The organism is Treponema sp. OMZ 803, assembly GCF_024181165.1.
GTDB lineage: Bacteria > Spirochaetota > Spirochaetia > Treponematales > Treponemataceae > Treponema.
Window position 1 is genome coordinate 622038 of the sequence record NZ_CP051195.1, and the last position, 18075, is coordinate 640112.

Below are 18075 nucleotides of genomic sequence, written 5' to 3' on the forward strand. Positions count from 1 at the left end.
CAATGTCAGGTTGAAGCGAGTGTTAGACTTTACATCTTAAATTTCCCCACTTCATTTAACCAGTCTTTGATTTTTGTTTGTTCTTTTTACTCATTTCGTTTACTTCTGGAATCTCTTTTTCAACTTCCAATGATACTCAATTAAAATTAGTTTTTTTAATATTCCGTAATCCTGCTTCCAGGATAGCCAGAATCAATTATCTTCTGTTTTAAGTTGTAAGTATTGTTCTTAGGAATTTGTACTTCTTTAACACAGGAAAGCTGTCTACCAAAAGGCTGTTCGCCTTTAATATGAATATCAGCATTAGGTAATTTAACTATTACATTTCTAGCACAGTCAAAAATTTGTCCTTCAATATCTTTAAGATTAGAACATTCTGAAAGATCCGCATCTGTTAATTTTTCACAATTCATAAAAGCACATACGCCGATACTTTCAAGATTTGCTGGAAATTTTATACTTATTAAGTCAGCAAACTCAAAAGCATGGGCTTCAAGTCGTACAACATTTGTAGAAAATTCTACGGTTTCTAAATTTTCACAACTCATAAAAGCGCTATCACCAATTTTTATAACTGAATCAGGAACTTTATAACTTTTTTTAGGTTTACCACTTGGATATTGTACCAGCTCAGTTTTATCCTTGTTAAACAATATTCCATTTTCAGTGCAATATTTGCTGTTGTTTTTGTCTACTATAATGTCTGTTAATGTAGTACAGAGAAAAGGCCCCCCTTCAATAGCTTCCAGATTTGCACAGCCTGAAAGATCTACACTCACTAACGAACACTCGCTAAATGCCCACCTCTTAACTGTTCTAAGATTTATAGGGAAGGTAACATTTGTTAAAAATTCACACCCCGCAAAGGCAGTCTCACCAATTTCTGTAATAGTATCCGGGATTGTATAACCTGAACTCGTTTTACCGCTAGGATATAATATTAATTTAGTTTTATCTTTGTTAAACAGTATACCATCTTCTGTTACGTAATTAACATTATTTACATCCACTATTATATTTGTTAAAGCAGAGCAAGATCGAAAGCTTGAAAAACCAAGAGTTTTAAGACTTGCAGGAAGTTTTACATTTGTTAAAGAATGACATCCCTGGAAAGAATGAGCACCTATTTCTTCAAGGCTTGTACATTCTGAAAAATCTAACTCTTTTAAGGAGTAGCACCACATGAAATTCTGCCATTCAATTTTTTTTAGACTAGTACAATCTGAAAAGTTTATACTTTCCAAAGCAGGACTCTTATAAAAAGCTTCTATTCCAATATTTTCAAGTTTATTGCAGCCTGAAAAATCAACTGTAACTAAGTCAGCACAGTTAGCAAAAGCTTTATTTCCAATACTTGTTAATTCAGAAGAAAATTTAATACCTATTAAATTTTTAACACCGTAAAAAGCTTTCTCTCCTATTTCAGAAAAATCGATAACACCACGGCTTCCCTTTTTTCCAAGAATTAAAAATACCTTTTTATTTCCATTACGGATTAACGATCCAAGAGGACTGCAAGAATTTTCAGTTCCCTTAAGAGCTTCATTTGAAATATCACTTATTGCAACAAAGTTTGTACCATTGGTTCCTGCATCATTTTTAAGCCATGTTTCAAGATTTTTATATTCTATTTTAACAGGTTTATCTACTGACCCTTTAGCTTCGATATTGGTATTTCCTATTCCTAAACTATTTCCAGTATCACATGCCGTAAATCCAATTAACAACATTGCTGTTAACCCCAAAAGGCTTAATGCCTTTACCATATTTTTTTTAGTCATAAAGACCTCCTCTTTTCTTGCATTCTTTTTCGCAATAATCTAAATATTTTGAAGCCGAAATTATGCTTTGATTTGTTCCGCACGCCTTATTCGCGCCAACAGGCGTCAGTCTAACACCTTTTCAACCCTTCCTCATAATATCATAAAAACTACTCGTTTGCAATCTAAACTGTTACAAGATAAGAAATTAAATCTTTCTTCCATAATACTCGCCTGAACACATCAGCAACAACCAGATTAGGCCTATCTTCACTAAATGGGATAAAGGCGAATCACATTCGGTCGATAGGGCTTTGAACGCCGAGACCACCGCGGTTGAGGACGTGGGTGTAAACCATAGTGGTTGAAACATCGCTGTGACCGAGAAGTTCTTGGATGGTGCGGATATCGTAACCGGATTCCAGTAGATGTGTTGCAAATGAGTGGCGGAACGTGTGGCAGCCGATTGGCTTCGGAATACCCGACCGTAAAACAGCTTCGTGCAGAGTGCGCTGAATAACCGAAGGATCAATATGATGCCGCCCCTGCTTACCTGTTTCTTTATTCTGCCATCGGCGTGCTTGGGGAAACACCCATTGCCACGCCCACGTTTTACCTGCAGCGGGATTTTTTTTTGCAAGGGCAGACGGCAGCGGCACCGAACCGAAACCGTCTTTGCAGTCTGCCTCATGGATGAGGCGGACATTTTCCAAATGTTTTTGCAGCGGAAATTTCAAGGACACCGGCAGCATAGTTTTACGGTCTTTTGCTCCCTTTCCGCAGTGTACCGTAATTTCATTTTTATCAAAATCAATATCCTGTACCCGTAACCGCAAGCCTTCCATCAACCTCATTCCCGTTCCATAAAGTAAGCGAATAAAAAGACCATAATCGTTTTCAGGCAACAGCAGGAATAGTCCAAAAGCATTGAGCCGGAATCCAAGCTCTGTTGGGTACTTTTTTTATCGCTTGCAAGATTTTAGAAAAATCTTCTCTACCTGCTTTAAAACGTACTGATAGCGTTTAATATTTATTTTTGTGCATCACGAAGTAGATGCACCCCTGCCGTAAGCCTTTTGAAATAGACGGCGCAGATACGAGGCGCAAGCACAAATTAACCGCAGGCGTATCTTTGATACGTTGAGGATTAATTTGTGCGCAGTAACGCAGTAGATGCCCCTTCCGTAAGCCTTTTGAAATAGACTGTTAAGCAGTTGTACATCCGTGTACAACTGCTTAACGACGAGATTTGTGTACAACACAAATCTCGCTACTGCTTATAACCACGGCCATCCCTGTCCGCTTTGAAATTACGAGGCGCGAGCAAAAATAAAGCGGAGACACGCCACAGAATGTACGTCCTGTACATTCTGTGGCTACGAGTTTAGCCTTACGTCTAAACTCGTTACTGATTTACTCCCCCGCCATCCGTGGCGGCTCTGCTACGTTGAGCATTTATTTTTGCGCAGTAACGCAGTAGATGCCCCTTCCGTAAGCCTTTTGAAATAGACGATGCAGATACAAGGAATTAGGCAAAAAAGTACCGCAGGCGTATCTATGATACGTTGAGGATACTTTTTTGCCGTATGACGCCGTAGATGCGTCGTATATTTCAAAAGGTGTGGGGGAAGGCACATTGAATAACCTCCTCCATCCTCGTAACGGGATGGAACTGAATGCCTTTCTTTACGTGCCCGGGGATTTTTTCGAGGTCGCGGATATTTGCGGCGGGGATGATAATCCCCTTGATGCCGTTGCGGCGAGCGGCGATGGTTTTTTCTTTTAAGCCGCCGATTGGGAGTACTTGACCGGTCAGAGAGAGTTCGCCGGTCATGGCGAGCTTCGGTTTAATGACTTTACCAGACAACAGCGAAAGCAGCGCAACGGTCATCGTGATGCCGGCTGAGGGGCCGTCTTTGGGAGTTGCGCCTTCCGGAATGTGCAGGTGGATAACGTGGCTTTCAAACCACTTAACGCTTGCAATACCATGTGCGTCGGCAAAGTGGCGCACCCATGTCCATGCAATCGAGGCGGACTCCTTCATCACATTGCCCATCTGACCGGTCAGGCGGAATTGCCCCTTGCCCTTATTCGATAAGGCTTCTATCAACAGGGTATCGCCGCCCATGCTCGTCCATGCAAGCCCGATCGCCGTACCGGGGACTTTCGCGTATTTGATATCGTCGTCGCGGAAGATAGGTTTGCCGAGCATCTTTTCGATTTCGGCGGTATCCGGCGCAAACACATCTTTTTCGCCGCGCTCGCCGGTAACCAGCTCAACGGCGATCTTCCGGTGGAGCTTATCGAGGTTCTTTTCAAAGTTGCGTACCCCCGCCTCCCGCGCATAGCCGTTCGCAATATGCAGCAGTATCTGCTTGGAATATTTCACCTGCGCTTTCTTTAAGCCGTTTTTCTCAAGGCTTTTCGGCAACAGGTAGTTCTTTGCGATTTCTACCTTTTCCGAATCGATATAGCCTGCGAGTTGAATAACTTCGGCGCGGTCGAGCAGCGGGCGCGGAATACCGTCAAGTGTGTTTGCCGTCAGAATAAACACGATATGCGATAGGTCAAACGGCAGATCGAGGTAGTGATCGCGGAATGAAACATTCTGTTCGGGGTCGAGCACTTCAAGCAAAGCGCTGGAAGGGTCGCCCTGATAGCTTTGCCCCATCTTATCGATCTCGTCAATCATAAAGACCGGCGCCTTTGTTTTCACGATTTTTAATCCCTGCAAAATCTTGCCGGGCATCGCGCCGATATACGTTCTGCGGTGACCTTTAATTTCAGCCTCATCCCGCATACCGCCCACCGAGAATCGGAAAAACGGTTTATTCATTGCACGGGCAATTGACTTGCCGACACTCGTTTTACCGACACCGGGCGGCCCTACCAATAAAACAATCGAGCCCTTCGTATCGTTTTTCAGCTTCCGTACCGCAAGGTATTCGATAATCCGCTTCTTTACATCCTCCAGCCCGTAATGATCCGCGTCCAAAACTTTTTTCGCTTCTTCTATATTATACGCTTCCGGTTCGGGGGGATTCCACGGGAGAGTCAGCGCCGTTTCAAGATAATTCCGTCCGACAATGTACTCAGGCGAATTCGGTTCGAGGAACTTGAATTTTTCAAACTCGGCTTCTATCGTCTCTTTTACTTCACCTTCAAAATGGAATGAGTCGATCAGCTTGCGGAATTTCTCTTCATCGGCATCCTTTGGATCGGAACTCAAGCCCAGCTCTTTTTTGATGCTTTTGAGCTCTTCATGCAGAAAGTATTCGCGCTGATTTTTTTCAATCCGCGTATTCAGATCAGCCTGAATTTTCCGCTGGACATCGAGCAGCTCTTTTTCTTTTTTGATATGAACAAAAACTTTTTCCATCCGTTCACGGACGTTGATGGTTTCCAGTATTTTTTGCTGATCCTCTTTCGGGATGTTTAAAATGCTCGCAGTAAAGTCTGCAATCTTTCCCGGATGATCGATGTTGACGATGTTGAGCCGCATCTCTTCCGTAAAAAGCGGATTGTTTTCGGAAAGTTCTTTCATCTCCCCGATCAGTCCGCGGAGCATCGCTTTTACCTCAACCGTATTTTCTTCTTCATCTTCGAGATACTGAACAGCTACGACAATCGGTTTTTTCTCGTTGACAACTTTGCGGATTTTGAACCGCTTCAAGGTTGAAATAAGAATATTGATACCGCCGTCAGGCAGGTTGATTTTTTTGATAATCCGCGCAGCAGCTCCGATTTGGTATACATCAGAGGCACCCGGATCTTCCGTCTCGTTTTTTAACAGCGAGAGCCCGATAAAACCGGTACTGCCGTACGCTTCTTCGACAGAGCGGATATCATCGGCGTCGTTTATCAAAAGCGGGGTAAAAATCCCCGGATAAATAGGCCGGCCGTTCAGCGGAATAAGATTGATTTTTTTAGGCAAAAGTTCTTCGATTGGAATAACCGCCTTTGCGTCTTGTTGAGTTGACGTATCTGCCGCGTTCGGCGTATCTAAAGTCTTTGAAGTATCTGAATTCATAGCTTTAAATATCGTCATTATTCAGCGAAAAGTCAATAAATGCCCTTTTGGGAACCACTAAAAACTTGAGTTTTTAGTGGTTTTCCTTAATCTTATTTGCGATGTTTTAATTTAAGTCATTATTATATAAAGACTTAAATTAAAACTCGTCGGGGATATCTAAAAATCTAACCGAGTTTTTAGATATCCCCTTTTATCTCTTTAGAAAATGCGGTATACTGACCCTCATGGGGAAAAGTATCGTTTTTGTTAATCAAAAAGGCGGGGTAGGGAAGACCACTTCAGCCGTCAATATCGGCGCATACTTTGCACAGGCAGGGAAGAAAACGCTGCTTGTGGACTTTGATCCGCAGGGAAATATGTCGTCGGGCGTCGGTATTTCCAAAAAGCAGCCGAGTATTTATGATGCAATTGCCGGAAAAATTCCTATCCAAAAAACGGTCAGACCGACGGCGGTTAAGGACTTGTATGCAATCCCTGCCGATATCAATTTATCGGGTGCGACCATCGAACTGGTTGATCAGCAATCTCGAGAATTTTTTCTCCGTGACAATCTTGCGCTCCTTAAAGAAGAATACGAATATATTTTAATTGATTGCCCTCCGTCATTGGGGATTTTAACGCTGAACGGACTCGCCGCTGCGGATGAAGTGTTTATTCCGCTGCAGTGTGAGTATTTTGCGCTTGAGGGGTTAACGCTCCTTTTACAAACCGTTAAAAGAGTACAGGAAAAAATCAATCCCCGCCTTAAAATCGGCGGTATCTTTTTCACGATGTACGATTCCCGCACAAAGCTCGCGCAGGAAGTTGTGCAGCAGGTTACCGCCTATTTTAAAGACCGCGTATGCAGCACGATTATTCCGCGTAACGTCCGCCTCTCCGAAGCGCCCTCCCACGGGCTGCCCATCTGTAAGTATGACGATTCCTGCATCGGCGCCCGCAGCTATGCAAAACTCGCCCAGGAGGTGCTTGACCGTGCCTAAATCTGCACTGGGTAAAGGGCTCGACTCCTTGCTTCCTCCCGACATCACGGATTTGTACTCAAACGATGTTGCTGCACAATCTTCTGATGTACAATCGGATAACGGTTTGTCTGTAATGCAGCAGCAGGGTATGACGCAAGGGGCTGATGTGCAACAAGCCGGTACTCAAAATCGTGCCGATACGTTCGGTTCTGCTCCGGTTGAGCTTGACCCCGCGCTGTTAAAACCCAATCCGTTTCAACCCCGCCGCACCTTTAACGAAGAGAGTTTGCAGGAGCTTGCCGCTTCCATCAAAGAACACGGGATTATTCAGCCGATTATCGCGGAAAAAAACGGCGATGAATACTATATTATTGCGGGAGAGCGGAGAACGAGGGCGGCGCTTTTAGCGGGGCTTACACGGGTTCCGGTTATCTTCCGTGAATTTGAAAATAGCAAAAAGCTTGAAATTGCGCTTATCGAAAATATCCAGCGGGAAAACCTCAATCCGATTGAAGAGGCGAAGGCATATCAGGAGATTATGCAGCTGTCCAACCTCAATCAGGAGGAGACCGCCAAGCGGGTAGGGAAGAGCCGATCGGCTGTTGCCAATGCGATGCGGCTTTTACAGCTGCCCGACGAAATGCAGACAGCGCTGGAAAAAGGCTCCATTACCGCAGGTCATGCGCGGGCAATTCTCTCGCTTATCAATCCGGCGGATCAAACGCTGCTGTTTACCCGCATTACGGAGCAGTCGCTTTCGGTGCGTGAAGCGGAAGTGCAGGCAGCTCAGCTGAAAAACGGCAGCCGCGCCGGACAGAAAAATACGGCACCGCAGCCGGTAAGTCGGCTGGAAGCGGACGATGCGCAGCTTGCAGTCAAAGATATTGAGCAGCAGTTTATCGATGCGCTAGGTACAAAGGTGGAAATTAAAGGCGACCTTGAAAAAGGTATCGTGCATATTTCGTACTTTTCGCAGGCGGATCTTGATGCGCTATATAATAAAATTGCCGCAAAATAGTATTGCAGGAACATAACCTTCGATGGCAAACCTTTCCGATTATATAGTTTGGCGCGGCGATCTTCCCTTTGAAGTGCGCCCGTTCAATGCGGTAGATGCGCTGATTCTGTGTCAGCTTTCTTACCTTAACTTTTCCGATATTGTTCCAGCCCAATTTACCGATGGTATTACGCTGCGAGAAGCTGCCCGTATCTACGGCGCCGATTCTACGCGCGGAACTCCTGAAGAGTTCGGTGTGTTAATCAACCCGCTTACCGCCGATTTGCTCAAAACTGCTGGGGAAACGGAGCGCTTCGGTTCTATTCTTTTAAAAGGCTTTGTGAATGAGATTGACCGCAGTGCGGATAAGCAGTTTGCAGCGATTACCGCCCTGCTTCCAACGGGGGCTGTCTGTGTTGTCTATCGAGGTACGGACGACTCGATTATCGGATGGAAAGAAGACTGCCTTTTGAGCCTTTCCGCTCCTATCCCCTCTCATACTGCAGCGGCAAATTATCTTTCGGTGGCTGCGGAAGCTGCCGTTGTGTGCGGTACCGAAAAGCTTTACATTGCGGGGCATTCTAAGGGCGGAAACCTTGCGCTCTATGCGGCCGGGAGTGCCGTTGCTTCGGTACAGGAGTGGATTGAGCGGGTGTTCTGCTTTGACGGCCCCGGCTTTGCCTTTGATATTGAACAGCGGAGCGGATTTCAAGCGATTATCCCTAAAACCGCTTCTTTTATTCCGCAGTCGTCCGTTGTCGGCGTGCTGTTATCCTATTTGCCGCATTATACCGTTATTGAAAGCGCCGAAACCAACACCTTCTGGCAGCATGATGCATTTTCTTGGCAAATTAAACGGGATGAGTTTGTAACCTATCAGCAAGGGCGGACAAAGGAAAGCTATTTTGCGGAAAAAACCATGCAAGAATGGCTTTCTCATCTTAACGATACCGATCGGAAAGAATTTATCGAAACGTTGTTTGCCGTTCTATTCGGCACTGGTGCGGAAACGCTCAGTGAATTAACGGCTAACGGACTGGCTTATTCGCTGCATATTTTAAAAGAGCTGCATACGGTAGATTCCGAGCGGCGGAGAGAGCTGTTTGCCGTCATTAAAGCATTCTTCGGGGCGGTTTACACGCATTTTCCCTATCCGTAATGCCTTCATTCGTGCGAGGGGTTAATACCCCGATGCTTTGCTAATGCGGCATCTTCTATCCTGAAGGATGCAAAGCAAATCTAACTGAGTTTTTTCGGATGTCCTAGTCGTTTTCTTCCGCTAATTCAAGGCTTTCAATATTCGGTTTGAATGCCTTACTACAGATAATAAAGCAAGCAAAGCTAACCGCCAATCCCGGAATGATGGGGTCAAGGCCGAAAAGTGAGGTCTTTGTTTGCTCAAGGATGATGACGACAATACTTCCGGCAATGAGCGAGGCAATAGCGCCGATGTTTGACGCCTGCTTCCAATAGTGTCCCATAACATACGGGAAAAAAGCGCCTGCCGCCCGCAGTGTAAACGAGAATAGCAGCAGTTTAATGATGCTGCCGGTGTTAAACAGTGCAATGAGCATACCGAATATGCCGACTATCAGCATAGTGATTTGCGTAACGCGCATAACTTCTTTGTTTGTCGCATTCGGTTTGATGTAAATTTTGTAGATATCGTTTCCGAATATGGAACCGGCGCCCAGTAAGTCAGAGTCGGCACTCGACATCGTTGCAGAAATAATACCGGAAAAGAGAAGTCCGACAATCAATGCAGGCATTGTTGCCATCGCTAAATGCGGCAGCGCATATTTCGGACCTTGGCTCAGTATGATATCTCCGTCTATTTTTTTCATATTGATAAGAGCCAACGTAATAATACCGAGAAGCGTTGGAATAAAGGCATACGCAAAGTTCAGTATTGCAGAAATGATTGACCCCTGTACGGCCGCTTTTTCATCACGAGCGGCATAGTAGCGAGAAACCGCTTCTTGCCCCACCGAAAACGATGCAACATACATAATCGTCATCGAAATAATCGCGCCGACGCCAATGCCCTTAAACGGACTGAATGTGTCGGGCGGAACATTTGCTACGACGGCTTGCATACCGCCTGCAAGATTGAGAGAGAACGGCAACGCAAGTGCCATACCGATGATAATCAAGAATACCTGTACAAAGTCCGTAATGGTAACGCTCCATAAACCGCCCATAATCGAATATACGGTAACAACAATCGCAACGATGATAACCGCTACGGAGTAGTTTATGTTCAGCATAAAAGATACGATTGTCGCAGAAGCGATAAACTGAGAGGCCGTCAAACCGATCAGCGGTAAAATCATAATAATTGCGGTAATCAACCCTGCCGAGCCGCTGTATCGGCGTCTAAAGTATTCGGGTACGGTTTTAACCATTGTCCGGCGTAGACGGGGGGCAAATACGGCAAGTACGATATAGGCAATGCCCATCGTTGCAACATACCAAAATGCACTCAATCCCCAATTCGTAAAGGATTTTTCTGCGACACCGAGCGAGCTTCCTCCTCCGATTTCCGTCGCGGTTAATGTTCCTGCCATTAAAATCGGCCCCAGCCGCCTTCCGGCTACCATAAAATCTTCATTCGTTTTAATCTTTTTTGAAGATATCCAGCCGATAAAAAGCATCAATAAAAGATATGCGACGACAATGACCAATACCATCGTATTCATGATTCCTCCTATTTACAGACGTCTCGGCAAGTTAACTCACATTCTTAAAACGTCATAAATATATACTACTATAGTTTTTTATAATCCGCTACATTGATATTCGAGGTTTTACATATTAAACCTGCCCGGAAACTTCCGTTTCTGAACAGGGTACCTCTTCAGCCTCTTAACGTATCGATTACTTATTAGTCATCACTAAACAAGAAAATTATTGACATTTTGAGGTATTCAGTATAAAGTTTAAGATGACAGTTATCTACTGTTATAAGGAGCAAACATGTCTGGAATCATGATGGTGATCGTGTGTATTGCTCTCGTAATTATCGGTTTAATTCTTGGATGGACGATTCGCTGGCTGTATGCCAGATTTCAACTATCTGCTTCTGAACAGCGTGCAGAGCGGGTTTTACAGGAGGCTATAAAAGAGGCTGAAGCTCAAAAGAAGGATATCCTTCTTGAGGCAAAAGAACAACTTATTCGGGAAAGAAATCAACAAGAACGAGAGAACCGCGAACGGAGAAGCGACCTTCAACGGATGGAACGCCGCTTAACCCAAAAAGAAGAGCAGCTGGATAAACGGCTGGAATTGGCAGAAAAAAATGAAAAGCAACTCGTTGAGCGGGAGGATGCGCTTGACGAACGTGAAAAAGTCTTGGATGGGGAGGAAGAACGGTATAAGGAAGAGCTGGAGCGGATTTCCGGTTTAACACAGGCGCAGGCCAAGGATTTAATTATCCAGAGCCTTGCAAATGAGGCGAAGAAGGATGCGCAGGTTCTTATCAATAGAATAGAAGAAGAAGCGAACCTTACCGCTGAAAAAAAAGCGCGTGATATCTTGGTTACGACCATTCAGCGGCTGACTACGGAGACAACAAGCGATATAACCGTTTCTACGGTGAGCTTGCCGAGTGATGAAATGAAGGGGCGGATTATCGGGCGTGAGGGGCGCAATATACGTGCGCTGGAAACCTTGACCGGTGTCGATATTATTATCGATGATACGCCCGAGGCGGTGGTTATTTCCTGTTTTGATCCGGTGCGGAAAGAAATTGCCCGTATCGCATTGGAACGGCTTATCCTAGATGGCCGGATTCACCCTGCGCGAATTGAAGAAATCGTACAGAAGGTTACGCGCGAAATTTCGCAAACCGTGTATGAAGAAGGGGAAAAAGTACTCTTTGACCTCGGTATTCACGATATGGGACAGGAAATGGTGCGTGCGCTCGGCCGCCTGCATTTTAGAACGAGCTACGGACAGAACGTATTGCAGCATTCCAAAGAGGTTGCTATTTTGGCAGGTACGCTTGCCGCAGAAATCGGCGCAAATGTGGAAATTGCAAAACGCGGCGGTTTACTGCATGATATCGGTAAAGGTGCCGAAGCCGATTCCGACAAGAACCACGCCGAAGTCGGTATGGAGATGACGCGGAAGATGAGCCTCGATCCGCGTATCGTCAATGCGGTCGGTTCGCACCATAATGATATTGAGCCGTCCTGTGTGGAATCCGTACTGGTACAGATTGCCGATGCTATTTCCGCCGCACGGCCGGGCGCCCGCCGCGAAACGATGGACAATTACGTCAGACGGCTTGAAAACCTTGAAGCAATTGCAGAAGGGTTCCAAGGCGTTGAGAAAGCGTATGCAATCCAAGCAGGCCGTGAGCTGCGGGTATTGGTAAACAATGAAAAGATACCCGATCAAGAAGTAAAGGCCTTGGGCAGGGATATTGCGAAAAAGATTGAAAACGATTTGAAGTATCCTGGCCGTATTCGGGTAACGCTCATCCGCGAAACACGTATTATCGAATACGCACGATAGCGGAAATGTTCGGTAAAGCAATTCCATTTACCGGTAATTGGTAATGAGTAGTAAAAAGCCGTCCTTAATAGGGCGGCTTTTTTATTATTTACTACATAAGTTCTATATAAATTTTAATAATAAAACCCGTAATAACTATATGACTAATAACAGCAATAATAAAATTAATTATTTTGTAGTTTAAGCTCGATTGGAAGTATTTTTCAACGAAATATAAAAAGTGATGTCAGAGTTGTTCGGATTATATACCCAGCAAATTGTGCTTGATCACCTATTTTTTGCTTCAAATAATTACAAATCCTTAGCGTCATGGAAATTTTCTACATAAATTTGAAGATGTATCTCTTTGCCTTCGAATGTTTTCACAAAGATATCATATACCTGCAAATTTCTAAGTTTAGTAAAAGTATTCGTATCCGGTTCTTCTGCAGTTCCTGCCATTTCTGAATCTAAATCCTTTTCGCCAAGTGTATTAAGCAAGGTGGAGAACTTTACTTGATTCTTCTTAACTTGCTTATTTAGTTTTTTGACTGAAGATTCTTTTACGGTAAATAATGTAACCATATAAGCTACTTCATTATTACTTGTATCCAAGGCCTGTACCATAGAAGTGCATTTCATTCCTGTTATTTCAAATTTTTTTCCTGCCGCAGATGTTATTACAATATCAGCTTTTCCTTGAGGTACGATATTGGTCTGCAATGCTGTTACCCCTGTTCCTTTTGCAACCACGCCTCCCAAATACATTGCAACATCATCATTCACTTCCGTAAACATTTTTTTAGGTTCATACTCATTGGGGAAACCATGGCTTCCAATAACTACCAATACTAATAATAAAAAGAGTTTTCTCATTTTTTCTCCTTCGCGCCGTAGGTGTCAACCTAACATTATTTTAAACCGCATTACATGAAAGTACAATATCGGCTTTGAAAACGGTGTTAGACGTTTTGTTCTTTAGTAATAATCCATCTATTTTTTGTTTTTGAAGCAACATAGCCTTTTGGCAATATATACATTGCTTCATACAATGGATATTTAATAATTATTTCTTCTAATGCCACAACTCTAGCATCTTCAGTATTCAATTGTCTGCCAGATAAAAATTGCCAAGATTCATCTTCATTAGAATATACTACTAATTTTATTTTTTCATTATTTTCGAGAACATATTTATCTGTAAAAGTTATCGAACTTTTTGTTTGTAAAAATTTCCATTCTTTTTTATCGATAATGAAATTATATGTATTAATTAGTAGAATCAGCAAAACCATCCAATAAAGATTATATAAGATGCAAATTGCTTTGTTGCTAAATAATTGACCCTTTAAAATAAAAGAAATTATATTAAGAATAACATAAATTACAATTAAATATATAGAGACTTTATAACTAAAATATTCTCTTTTCTTATTTTTCCATAAATTATTTAAAAGCATTTCATAAATTTCAATATTTTCGTGCACGAATTCATCAGTCTTTTGAATATTAGATTTTCTTCTTGCATCTAATTTTTTTTTACTCACTTTATTGCACAATATTGTCACACATAATCCAACACATATTAAAACAAACGAAATCAATAGGTAATTTATTGAGGATAACAAATTATGATCTTTAATAAAATAATACATTTTTACCCCTTAACTTTCAGCACAGTGTGTATAACATTCGCTTAATCTGCACTTGCGGTCTGTCTGTAATGTCAGGTTGAAGCGGCGCAAAGCTGCGGAAAGCAACTTTTGTGACAAAGGTTTTATCGGCTTTGAAAACCTTGTTATGCTTTTTTTATTTTTACCTTGCCAGTTGATTTTAATAACTGAATCATATTTAGTAAAATACAAATACCACACAAAAACAACGATAAATATATATTTGTAAGTAATTCTCTTTTGACTTCAGGTTCTCTTACTGATTCAAAAGAAAGCTTTACAATTTCAAATATTGGATACCCTTTTATTTCTGGAAGCTTTAATACTTCTTTTATAATAACAGCAATATAACTTAAATATACTCCAACAGCCGTATATACCAAACTTATTAAAGAAATTATAAGTACACCCATCTTGTTCATTTTGCCTTTTGCCCAAACATAGCCTTTTTGTGAAAGATAAAAATATATTAAACCTGACGCACCTGCGATTCTACCTAACAAAAATAAAATGAATGTTACTAATATTCCAGGAATAGAAAAAACTATTGCTGCTATTGAACCTTGAAGATAATTATTTGGTTGGAGCCTAAAATCTTCATACGCATTGTTAATTTTAGTTTCTAATCTTTTTGCACAAGAAGAACACATTGGAACCGGAATACCATCAACATCAAATATATTAAGTCCATCTGTTGCTGTACAGTTATCTCCACTGCATTTTGATTTTTCTTGTGGGTATTTTTGTTTAATATACCCAGTTATGTCATCGATTACTTCTTTTATTTTTGAAATTTTGAAAGGTAAAAAATATTCTGTAAATACAATATGAACATCAAAAGACTGATCGTCAAAAAAATCTATACTTTTTGCATATCCTTTCCTTTTCCAAGATAAAATTTTCTTTTTATCATCTTCATTTAATTCAATTGGAAATATGAAATTCACATTTTTCTGATTCGCCCCATCTGCAAACATAACATATGTATTATTTATAAATCCATAAAAATATGTTCCGTTATTTTTGAACCCAAATTCTTTGCCCAATTTTTTTAAACCTGGAAAAACCATCCTATTCCCCCTTTTTCTGAAAACCACGCCTATAGCGTGTGAGCATAACATTGTTTTAAACTGCAACGCAGCTTGTCTGCGTTGTCAGCTTTGAAAACGGTGTTATGTGTTATTTCAAATTCTCATAGTGTGACCACATTCTAATAATTTTTACTGTGCCCTCATATTCAATACTATCTTCTACCATTTTTCCAACATAAACTTGATAGACAAATCTATGCTGAATGTTTAATCTTCTGGAAAAAAGACCTGACAAATTTCCTACCAAAGCTTCATATGGTGGTTGATTTTGAAAGGGATATTTCCTAACAATTTCTATCAGTTCTTTGGCTTTACTATCCAGTTTTGCTGATTTCAAATTCTGTATATCCTTTATAGCTTGTTTTTCATATACAATTTTATACATTTACCACTCTACATCTTTTTCTGAAATACATTCGCTTAATGGAGTTTCAATTCCACTTTTAAGAGAATCATACATTCCTGGAATCGAGTTTAAATATAAAGTCTCCTGAATCGCATTCCAATCATCTTCGCCAATTAATACAGCATTTTTTCCTTTACTATTTGTAAGAGTAATTGGTTCTGAATTGAAATTTACATTTGCAATAAGCTGAAAAAGCTTTGCCCTCGCTTGAGTTACGTTCATCGCATGCATATAAGACCTCTATCATTAGTATAATGTACACTATTACGTACGTCAATATACTTTTTGTCTATTCTTTAATGTTAAAAACCGAAGTTTCATTAAAATTCAAAGGAATATATCTTTGATGAAATATAATTTCCACTATCATCGAATTTAATTGATAAATAGGTAAAAGGCATTCCAAGGGTAAAAATAGATCCTTGCTTTAAGAAATATGACAATTCATTATCTTGAGTGTATTCCATTTCAACGGCTGTAGTTCCAAGTAACTCTAAAACTTTTTCCTTATTTAGCCTTTTCTTTTCTAATATTTGAATTAAATCATCAGACATTTCAAATCTATGACTTACTTTATCCCATTTATTTTTATCAAATTTAGTTTTTTTATTTGATATATAAAAGATACACAATGAGGCAATAAAAAATACAATTACTGATAAAACAATTTTATTCTTTTTTTCCATAATTCAATAGATAATCAAACGCCGCCACTGGCATTGTACACATAACAAGGAATTACCACAACTGTATTCAGATCTTTTATTCCGAGCAAATCATTTTGCATTACGACGACAGGACGTATTTTTGACGGCAAACTGCCTACCGGCTGCCCAAAATCAATTGTCCATATCTCACCATGTGTCATTTTTTAATTCCTCCCACATAGTGTTCATTGAACCTCGGGCAATATCAGTTTCCATTTCGGCATAGTTTTCTTCATTCCGTTTTTTTTTCAAAGACTCGAGCATTTTTTCCATTAAAATAATTGTCTGTTCATAGGAAAGAGAAAGTACTTGTTCCGTAAAATCTGCGTAAGCGGTATCTGACATATTGCACCTCCAACTTTCATTATACCATATTTCAAACAATTTTTCACAAAATTATGTTTTTTTTATCGGATGCCTGATGACCGTTTTCCATTTTTCCGGAGAACTTTTTCTGGGGTCTGAAAGATAAATTTCATGGTGCAAACGTTTTTCCGTCATATCGTTTTCATATCCATTTGATCGAATGAAATCATCCATAATTTTTACGCTTGTCGGTTCATCGTCATAAGAACCGTTATGCATTATCTGAACGCACAAGCCTTCTTCAATCGATAGAAATTCCGCAGAGGAGCAATCGATTTTTTTCTTTTCAGCAGCAGTCTTTACAGCCCAATCAAAATCTTTTTTTGTAACAAAATCTGGAATACGAATTACCGAAATCCAATTGAAGCTTGATTTGTCTGAATAGTCTACGCCGTCAATCCCGGCCTGCCACCAAAAACCTTCCAACGGAGGAACAACATATTCAAAAAATTCGTTAATTTTATAATCAGTCTTGTAACTCATTTTTAGAGTATACGCTACCGCATATAATACTCCAACTGCCCGCTGATAAGCGCCGCCTGCTTCATTTGGATTTCCTTTTCCCCTAACTGCAATATAATTCATTTTTGGAACTGTTACAATTTCTGGTTTATTTTTGGGAAGATAAAATTCCCGGTATTCTTTCTTGAAATCAAATGCCATTCTTTTCTCCATAATAGCTGCCCGAAGGGCAGTCCACATAACATTCGCTTAACCTGCATTTGCGGCTTGTCCGCAATGTCAGCGTTGAAGCGGGTGTTAGGTGTTATTAATTAACGTTATACCCGAAATTTTCTTGTTAGAAGAGTTTCTTTCCACCACGTTTCTCTTGCTAATATGATTTTATCATCAATGGTTGATTTAAAAATTTCTAAAATTGAATATCTAAAATTTTTCTTTATATATTCAAACTCTATTTTTTTTAGTTCCTTATTTCCTCCATGTCCATTTGCTATATAATTTTCCCATCTTCCAAGAATCATATTTTCTCCATAGGCTGAACCTACATACATTTTTCCAGAATTTATATCTGTTATTAAGTATACGCCTTTCTGATTTTCCAACGCAGTTTTCCATGAATCTATTTTAATTAAGTTTGAAAGTTCATTCCAGCTTACATTTACTTTGTCATAACCTGGAAAATCAATTTTTATAGATTCTCTCTTAATTTCCAAAACATTCATATTTTCTATATACTTTTCTAATCGTAAATATGAAGCTCTAAAATCTTTCTTAAAATTAATAATCAGTTTACCAATGAACTCATTCGCTACATTTAGCAAACAGGTTTCATATTTATATTTACTATTTTCTTCACTTACAGAAACACTTTCATAAATACCAGCAAAAAGCCATTCATCTTTATTCCAATAAATTAGTGACAATATATATTTTCTCCCAAAGTTTTTTTGACTTTGATTCTCTTGCCAATTTTTAAAATTTCCTTCAAGGAATGCATACTTTGGCTCAAATATATCATCACTTCCAGTTGCACAATGAGTTTTTATTTCTTTACATTTTTCTTGCAAAAAAGGAATTAACCTACCTATATTCATATCATTTTCCTATTTATTGCTAAAGTA

Annotated in this window: 17 protein-coding genes and 1 pseudogene; 4 read left to right on the top strand and 14 right to left on the bottom strand. The window is 40.6% G+C overall.

Translation table 11 applies throughout. The annotated features are described in order from the left end of the window. Positions 1-155: 155 nt before the first annotated feature. The 3 genes and pseudogenes from ABH09_RS02890 to lon all read right to left on the bottom strand — a co-directional run bounded on the left by ABH09_RS02890 (position 156) and on the right by lon (position 5808). Complete coding sequence (locus ABH09_RS02890; protein WP_253715134.1) at positions 156-1781, bottom strand: leucine-rich repeat domain-containing protein; 1626 nt, start codon at positions 1779-1781, stop codon at positions 156-158. A 272-nt stretch (positions 1782-2053) separates the two neighbouring features. Beyond that, positions 2054-2677, bottom strand: a pseudogene (locus ABH09_RS02895) (integron integrase); the annotation flags it as partial. A 695-nt stretch (positions 2678-3372) separates the two neighbouring features. Further along, positions 3373-5808 (bottom strand): endopeptidase La, encoded by a 2436-nt coding sequence (lon, locus tag ABH09_RS02900; protein ID WP_253715135.1) that lies wholly within the window; start codon positions 5806-5808, stop codon positions 3373-3375. A 209-nt stretch (positions 5809-6017) separates the two neighbouring features. On the opposite strand from lon, the gene ABH09_RS02905 reads away from it, so the two are divergent. From ABH09_RS02905 to ABH09_RS02915, 3 genes are read left to right on the top strand one after another with little or no spacing between them, the layout of a single operon-like run. Continuing rightward, positions 6018-6773 (top strand): ParA family protein, encoded by a 756-nt coding sequence (locus tag ABH09_RS02905; protein ID WP_162662597.1) that lies wholly within the window; start codon positions 6018-6020, stop codon positions 6771-6773. Then, entirely contained in the window at positions 6766-7773 is a 1008-nt protein-coding gene (locus ABH09_RS02910; RefSeq protein WP_253715136.1) for a ParB/RepB/Spo0J family partition protein, read from the top strand. The genes ABH09_RS02905 and ABH09_RS02910 overlap by 8 nt, the downstream gene beginning before the upstream one ends. 22 nt (positions 7774-7795) lie before the next feature. Then, entirely contained in the window at positions 7796-8911 is a 1116-nt protein-coding gene (locus ABH09_RS02915; RefSeq protein WP_253715137.1) for an Mbeg1-like protein, read from the top strand. Between the two features lie 103 nt (positions 8912-9014). On the opposite strand, the gene ABH09_RS02920 is transcribed toward ABH09_RS02915, so the two are convergent. Further along, positions 9015-10451 carry a sodium:solute symporter family protein gene (locus ABH09_RS02920; protein WP_253715138.1) on the bottom strand — a complete coding sequence of 479 codons (1437 nt, stop codon included), beginning with the start codon at positions 10449-10451 and terminating at the stop codon, positions 9015-9017. Between the two features lie 277 nt (positions 10452-10728). Here ABH09_RS02920 and rny point away from each other — a divergent pair, with 277 nt between their 5' ends. Then, the gene (gene rny, locus ABH09_RS02925; protein ID WP_203232439.1) at positions 10729-12270 is read left to right on the top strand and encodes a ribonuclease Y; all 1542 of its coding nucleotides are present in this window, start codon (positions 10729-10731) and stop codon (positions 12268-12270) included. Between the two features lie 291 nt (positions 12271-12561). Here rny and ABH09_RS02930 read toward each other — a convergent pair whose 3' ends face one another. The 10 genes from ABH09_RS02930 to ABH09_RS02975 form a co-directional block, all read right to left on the bottom strand. Then, on the bottom strand, positions 12562-13125 hold the full coding sequence (locus ABH09_RS02930; RefSeq protein WP_253715139.1) for a hypothetical protein: 564 nt from the start codon (positions 13123-13125) through the stop codon (positions 12562-12564). Between the two features lie 86 nt (positions 13126-13211). Next, on the bottom strand, positions 13212-13817 hold the full coding sequence (locus ABH09_RS02935; RefSeq protein WP_253715140.1) for a hypothetical protein: 606 nt from the start codon (positions 13815-13817) through the stop codon (positions 13212-13214). Between the two features lie 230 nt (positions 13818-14047). Then, complete coding sequence (locus ABH09_RS02940; protein ID WP_253715141.1) at positions 14048-14992, bottom strand: VTT domain-containing protein; 945 nt, start codon at positions 14990-14992, stop codon at positions 14048-14050. Positions 14993-15101: 109 nt separating this feature from the next. Then, positions 15102-15398 (bottom strand): Txe/YoeB family addiction module toxin, encoded by a 297-nt coding sequence (locus ABH09_RS02945; RefSeq protein WP_253715142.1) that lies wholly within the window; start codon positions 15396-15398, stop codon positions 15102-15104. Next, positions 15399-15650, bottom strand: coding sequence for a type II toxin-antitoxin system Phd/YefM family antitoxin (locus ABH09_RS02950; RefSeq protein WP_253715143.1), 252 nt, complete (start codon positions 15648-15650; stop codon positions 15399-15401). Positions 15651-15739: 89 nt separating this feature from the next. Then, positions 15740-16105, bottom strand: a complete 366-nt coding sequence (locus ABH09_RS02955; RefSeq protein ID WP_162662613.1) for a hypothetical protein — start codon at positions 16103-16105, stop codon at positions 15740-15742. A 14-nt stretch (positions 16106-16119) separates the two neighbouring features. Further along, positions 16120-16287: a type II toxin-antitoxin system PemK/MazF family toxin gene (locus tag ABH09_RS02960; RefSeq protein ID WP_253715144.1), complete on the bottom strand. Its 168-nt coding sequence runs from the start codon at positions 16285-16287 to the stop codon at positions 16120-16122. Further along, entirely contained in the window at positions 16274-16471 is a 198-nt protein-coding gene (locus ABH09_RS02965) for a hypothetical protein (RefSeq protein ID WP_016518909.1), read from the bottom strand. Before ABH09_RS02965 ends, ABH09_RS02960 begins: the two co-directional genes overlap by 14 nt. 51 nt (positions 16472-16522) lie before the next feature. Next, complete coding sequence (locus ABH09_RS02970) at positions 16523-17155, bottom strand: GyrI-like domain-containing protein (RefSeq protein WP_016518910.1); 633 nt, start codon at positions 17153-17155, stop codon at positions 16523-16525. 116 nt (positions 17156-17271) lie between these two features. Further along, positions 17272-18048 carry a GIY-YIG nuclease family protein gene (locus ABH09_RS02975; protein WP_253715145.1) on the bottom strand — a complete coding sequence of 259 codons (777 nt, stop codon included), beginning with the start codon at positions 18046-18048 and terminating at the stop codon, positions 17272-17274. Positions 18049-18075 lie beyond the last annotated feature (27 nt).

Excerpts from the sequence above, each read along its gene's own strand:
- ABH09_RS02890 (WP_253715134.1), bottom strand. The coding sequence starts at position 1,781 with ATGACTAAAAAAAATATGGTAAAGGCATTAAGCCTTTTGGGGTTAACA.
- lon (WP_253715135.1), bottom strand. The coding sequence starts at position 5,808 with ATGACGATATTTAAAGCTATGAATTCAGATACTTCAAAGACTTTAGAT.
- ABH09_RS02905 (WP_162662597.1), top strand. The coding sequence starts at position 6,018 with ATGGGGAAAAGTATCGTTTTTGTTAATCAAAAAGGCGGGGTAGGGAAG.
- ABH09_RS02915 (WP_253715137.1), top strand. The coding sequence starts at position 7,796 with ATGGCAAACCTTTCCGATTATATAGTTTGGCGCGGCGATCTTCCCTTT.
- ABH09_RS02920 (WP_253715138.1), bottom strand. The coding sequence starts at position 10,451 with ATGAATACGATGGTATTGGTCATTGTCGTCGCATATCTTTTATTGATG.
- rny (WP_203232439.1), top strand. The coding sequence starts at position 10,729 with ATGTCTGGAATCATGATGGTGATCGTGTGTATTGCTCTCGTAATTATC.
- ABH09_RS02930 (WP_253715139.1), bottom strand. The coding sequence starts at position 13,125 with ATGAGAAAACTCTTTTTATTATTAGTATTGGTAGTTATTGGAAGCCAT.
- ABH09_RS02940 (WP_253715141.1), bottom strand. The coding sequence starts at position 14,992 with ATGGTTTTTCCAGGTTTAAAAAAATTGGGCAAAGAATTTGGGTTCAAA.
- ABH09_RS02945 (WP_253715142.1), bottom strand. The coding sequence starts at position 15,398 with ATGTATAAAATTGTATATGAAAAACAAGCTATAAAGGATATACAGAAT.
- ABH09_RS02950 (WP_253715143.1), bottom strand. The coding sequence starts at position 15,650 with ATGCATGCGATGAACGTAACTCAAGCGAGGGCAAAGCTTTTTCAGCTT.
- ABH09_RS02955 (WP_162662613.1), bottom strand. The coding sequence starts at position 16,105 with ATGGAAAAAAAGAATAAAATTGTTTTATCAGTAATTGTATTTTTTATT.
- ABH09_RS02960 (WP_253715144.1), bottom strand. The coding sequence starts at position 16,287 with ATGACACATGGTGAGATATGGACAATTGATTTTGGGCAGCCGGTAGGC.
- ABH09_RS02965 (WP_016518909.1), bottom strand. The coding sequence starts at position 16,471 with ATGTCAGATACCGCTTACGCAGATTTTACGGAACAAGTACTTTCTCTT.
- ABH09_RS02970 (WP_016518910.1), bottom strand. The coding sequence starts at position 17,155 with ATGGCATTTGATTTCAAGAAAGAATACCGGGAATTTTATCTTCCCAAA.
- ABH09_RS02975 (WP_253715145.1), bottom strand. The coding sequence starts at position 18,048 with ATGAATATAGGTAGGTTAATTCCTTTTTTGCAAGAAAAATGTAAAGAA.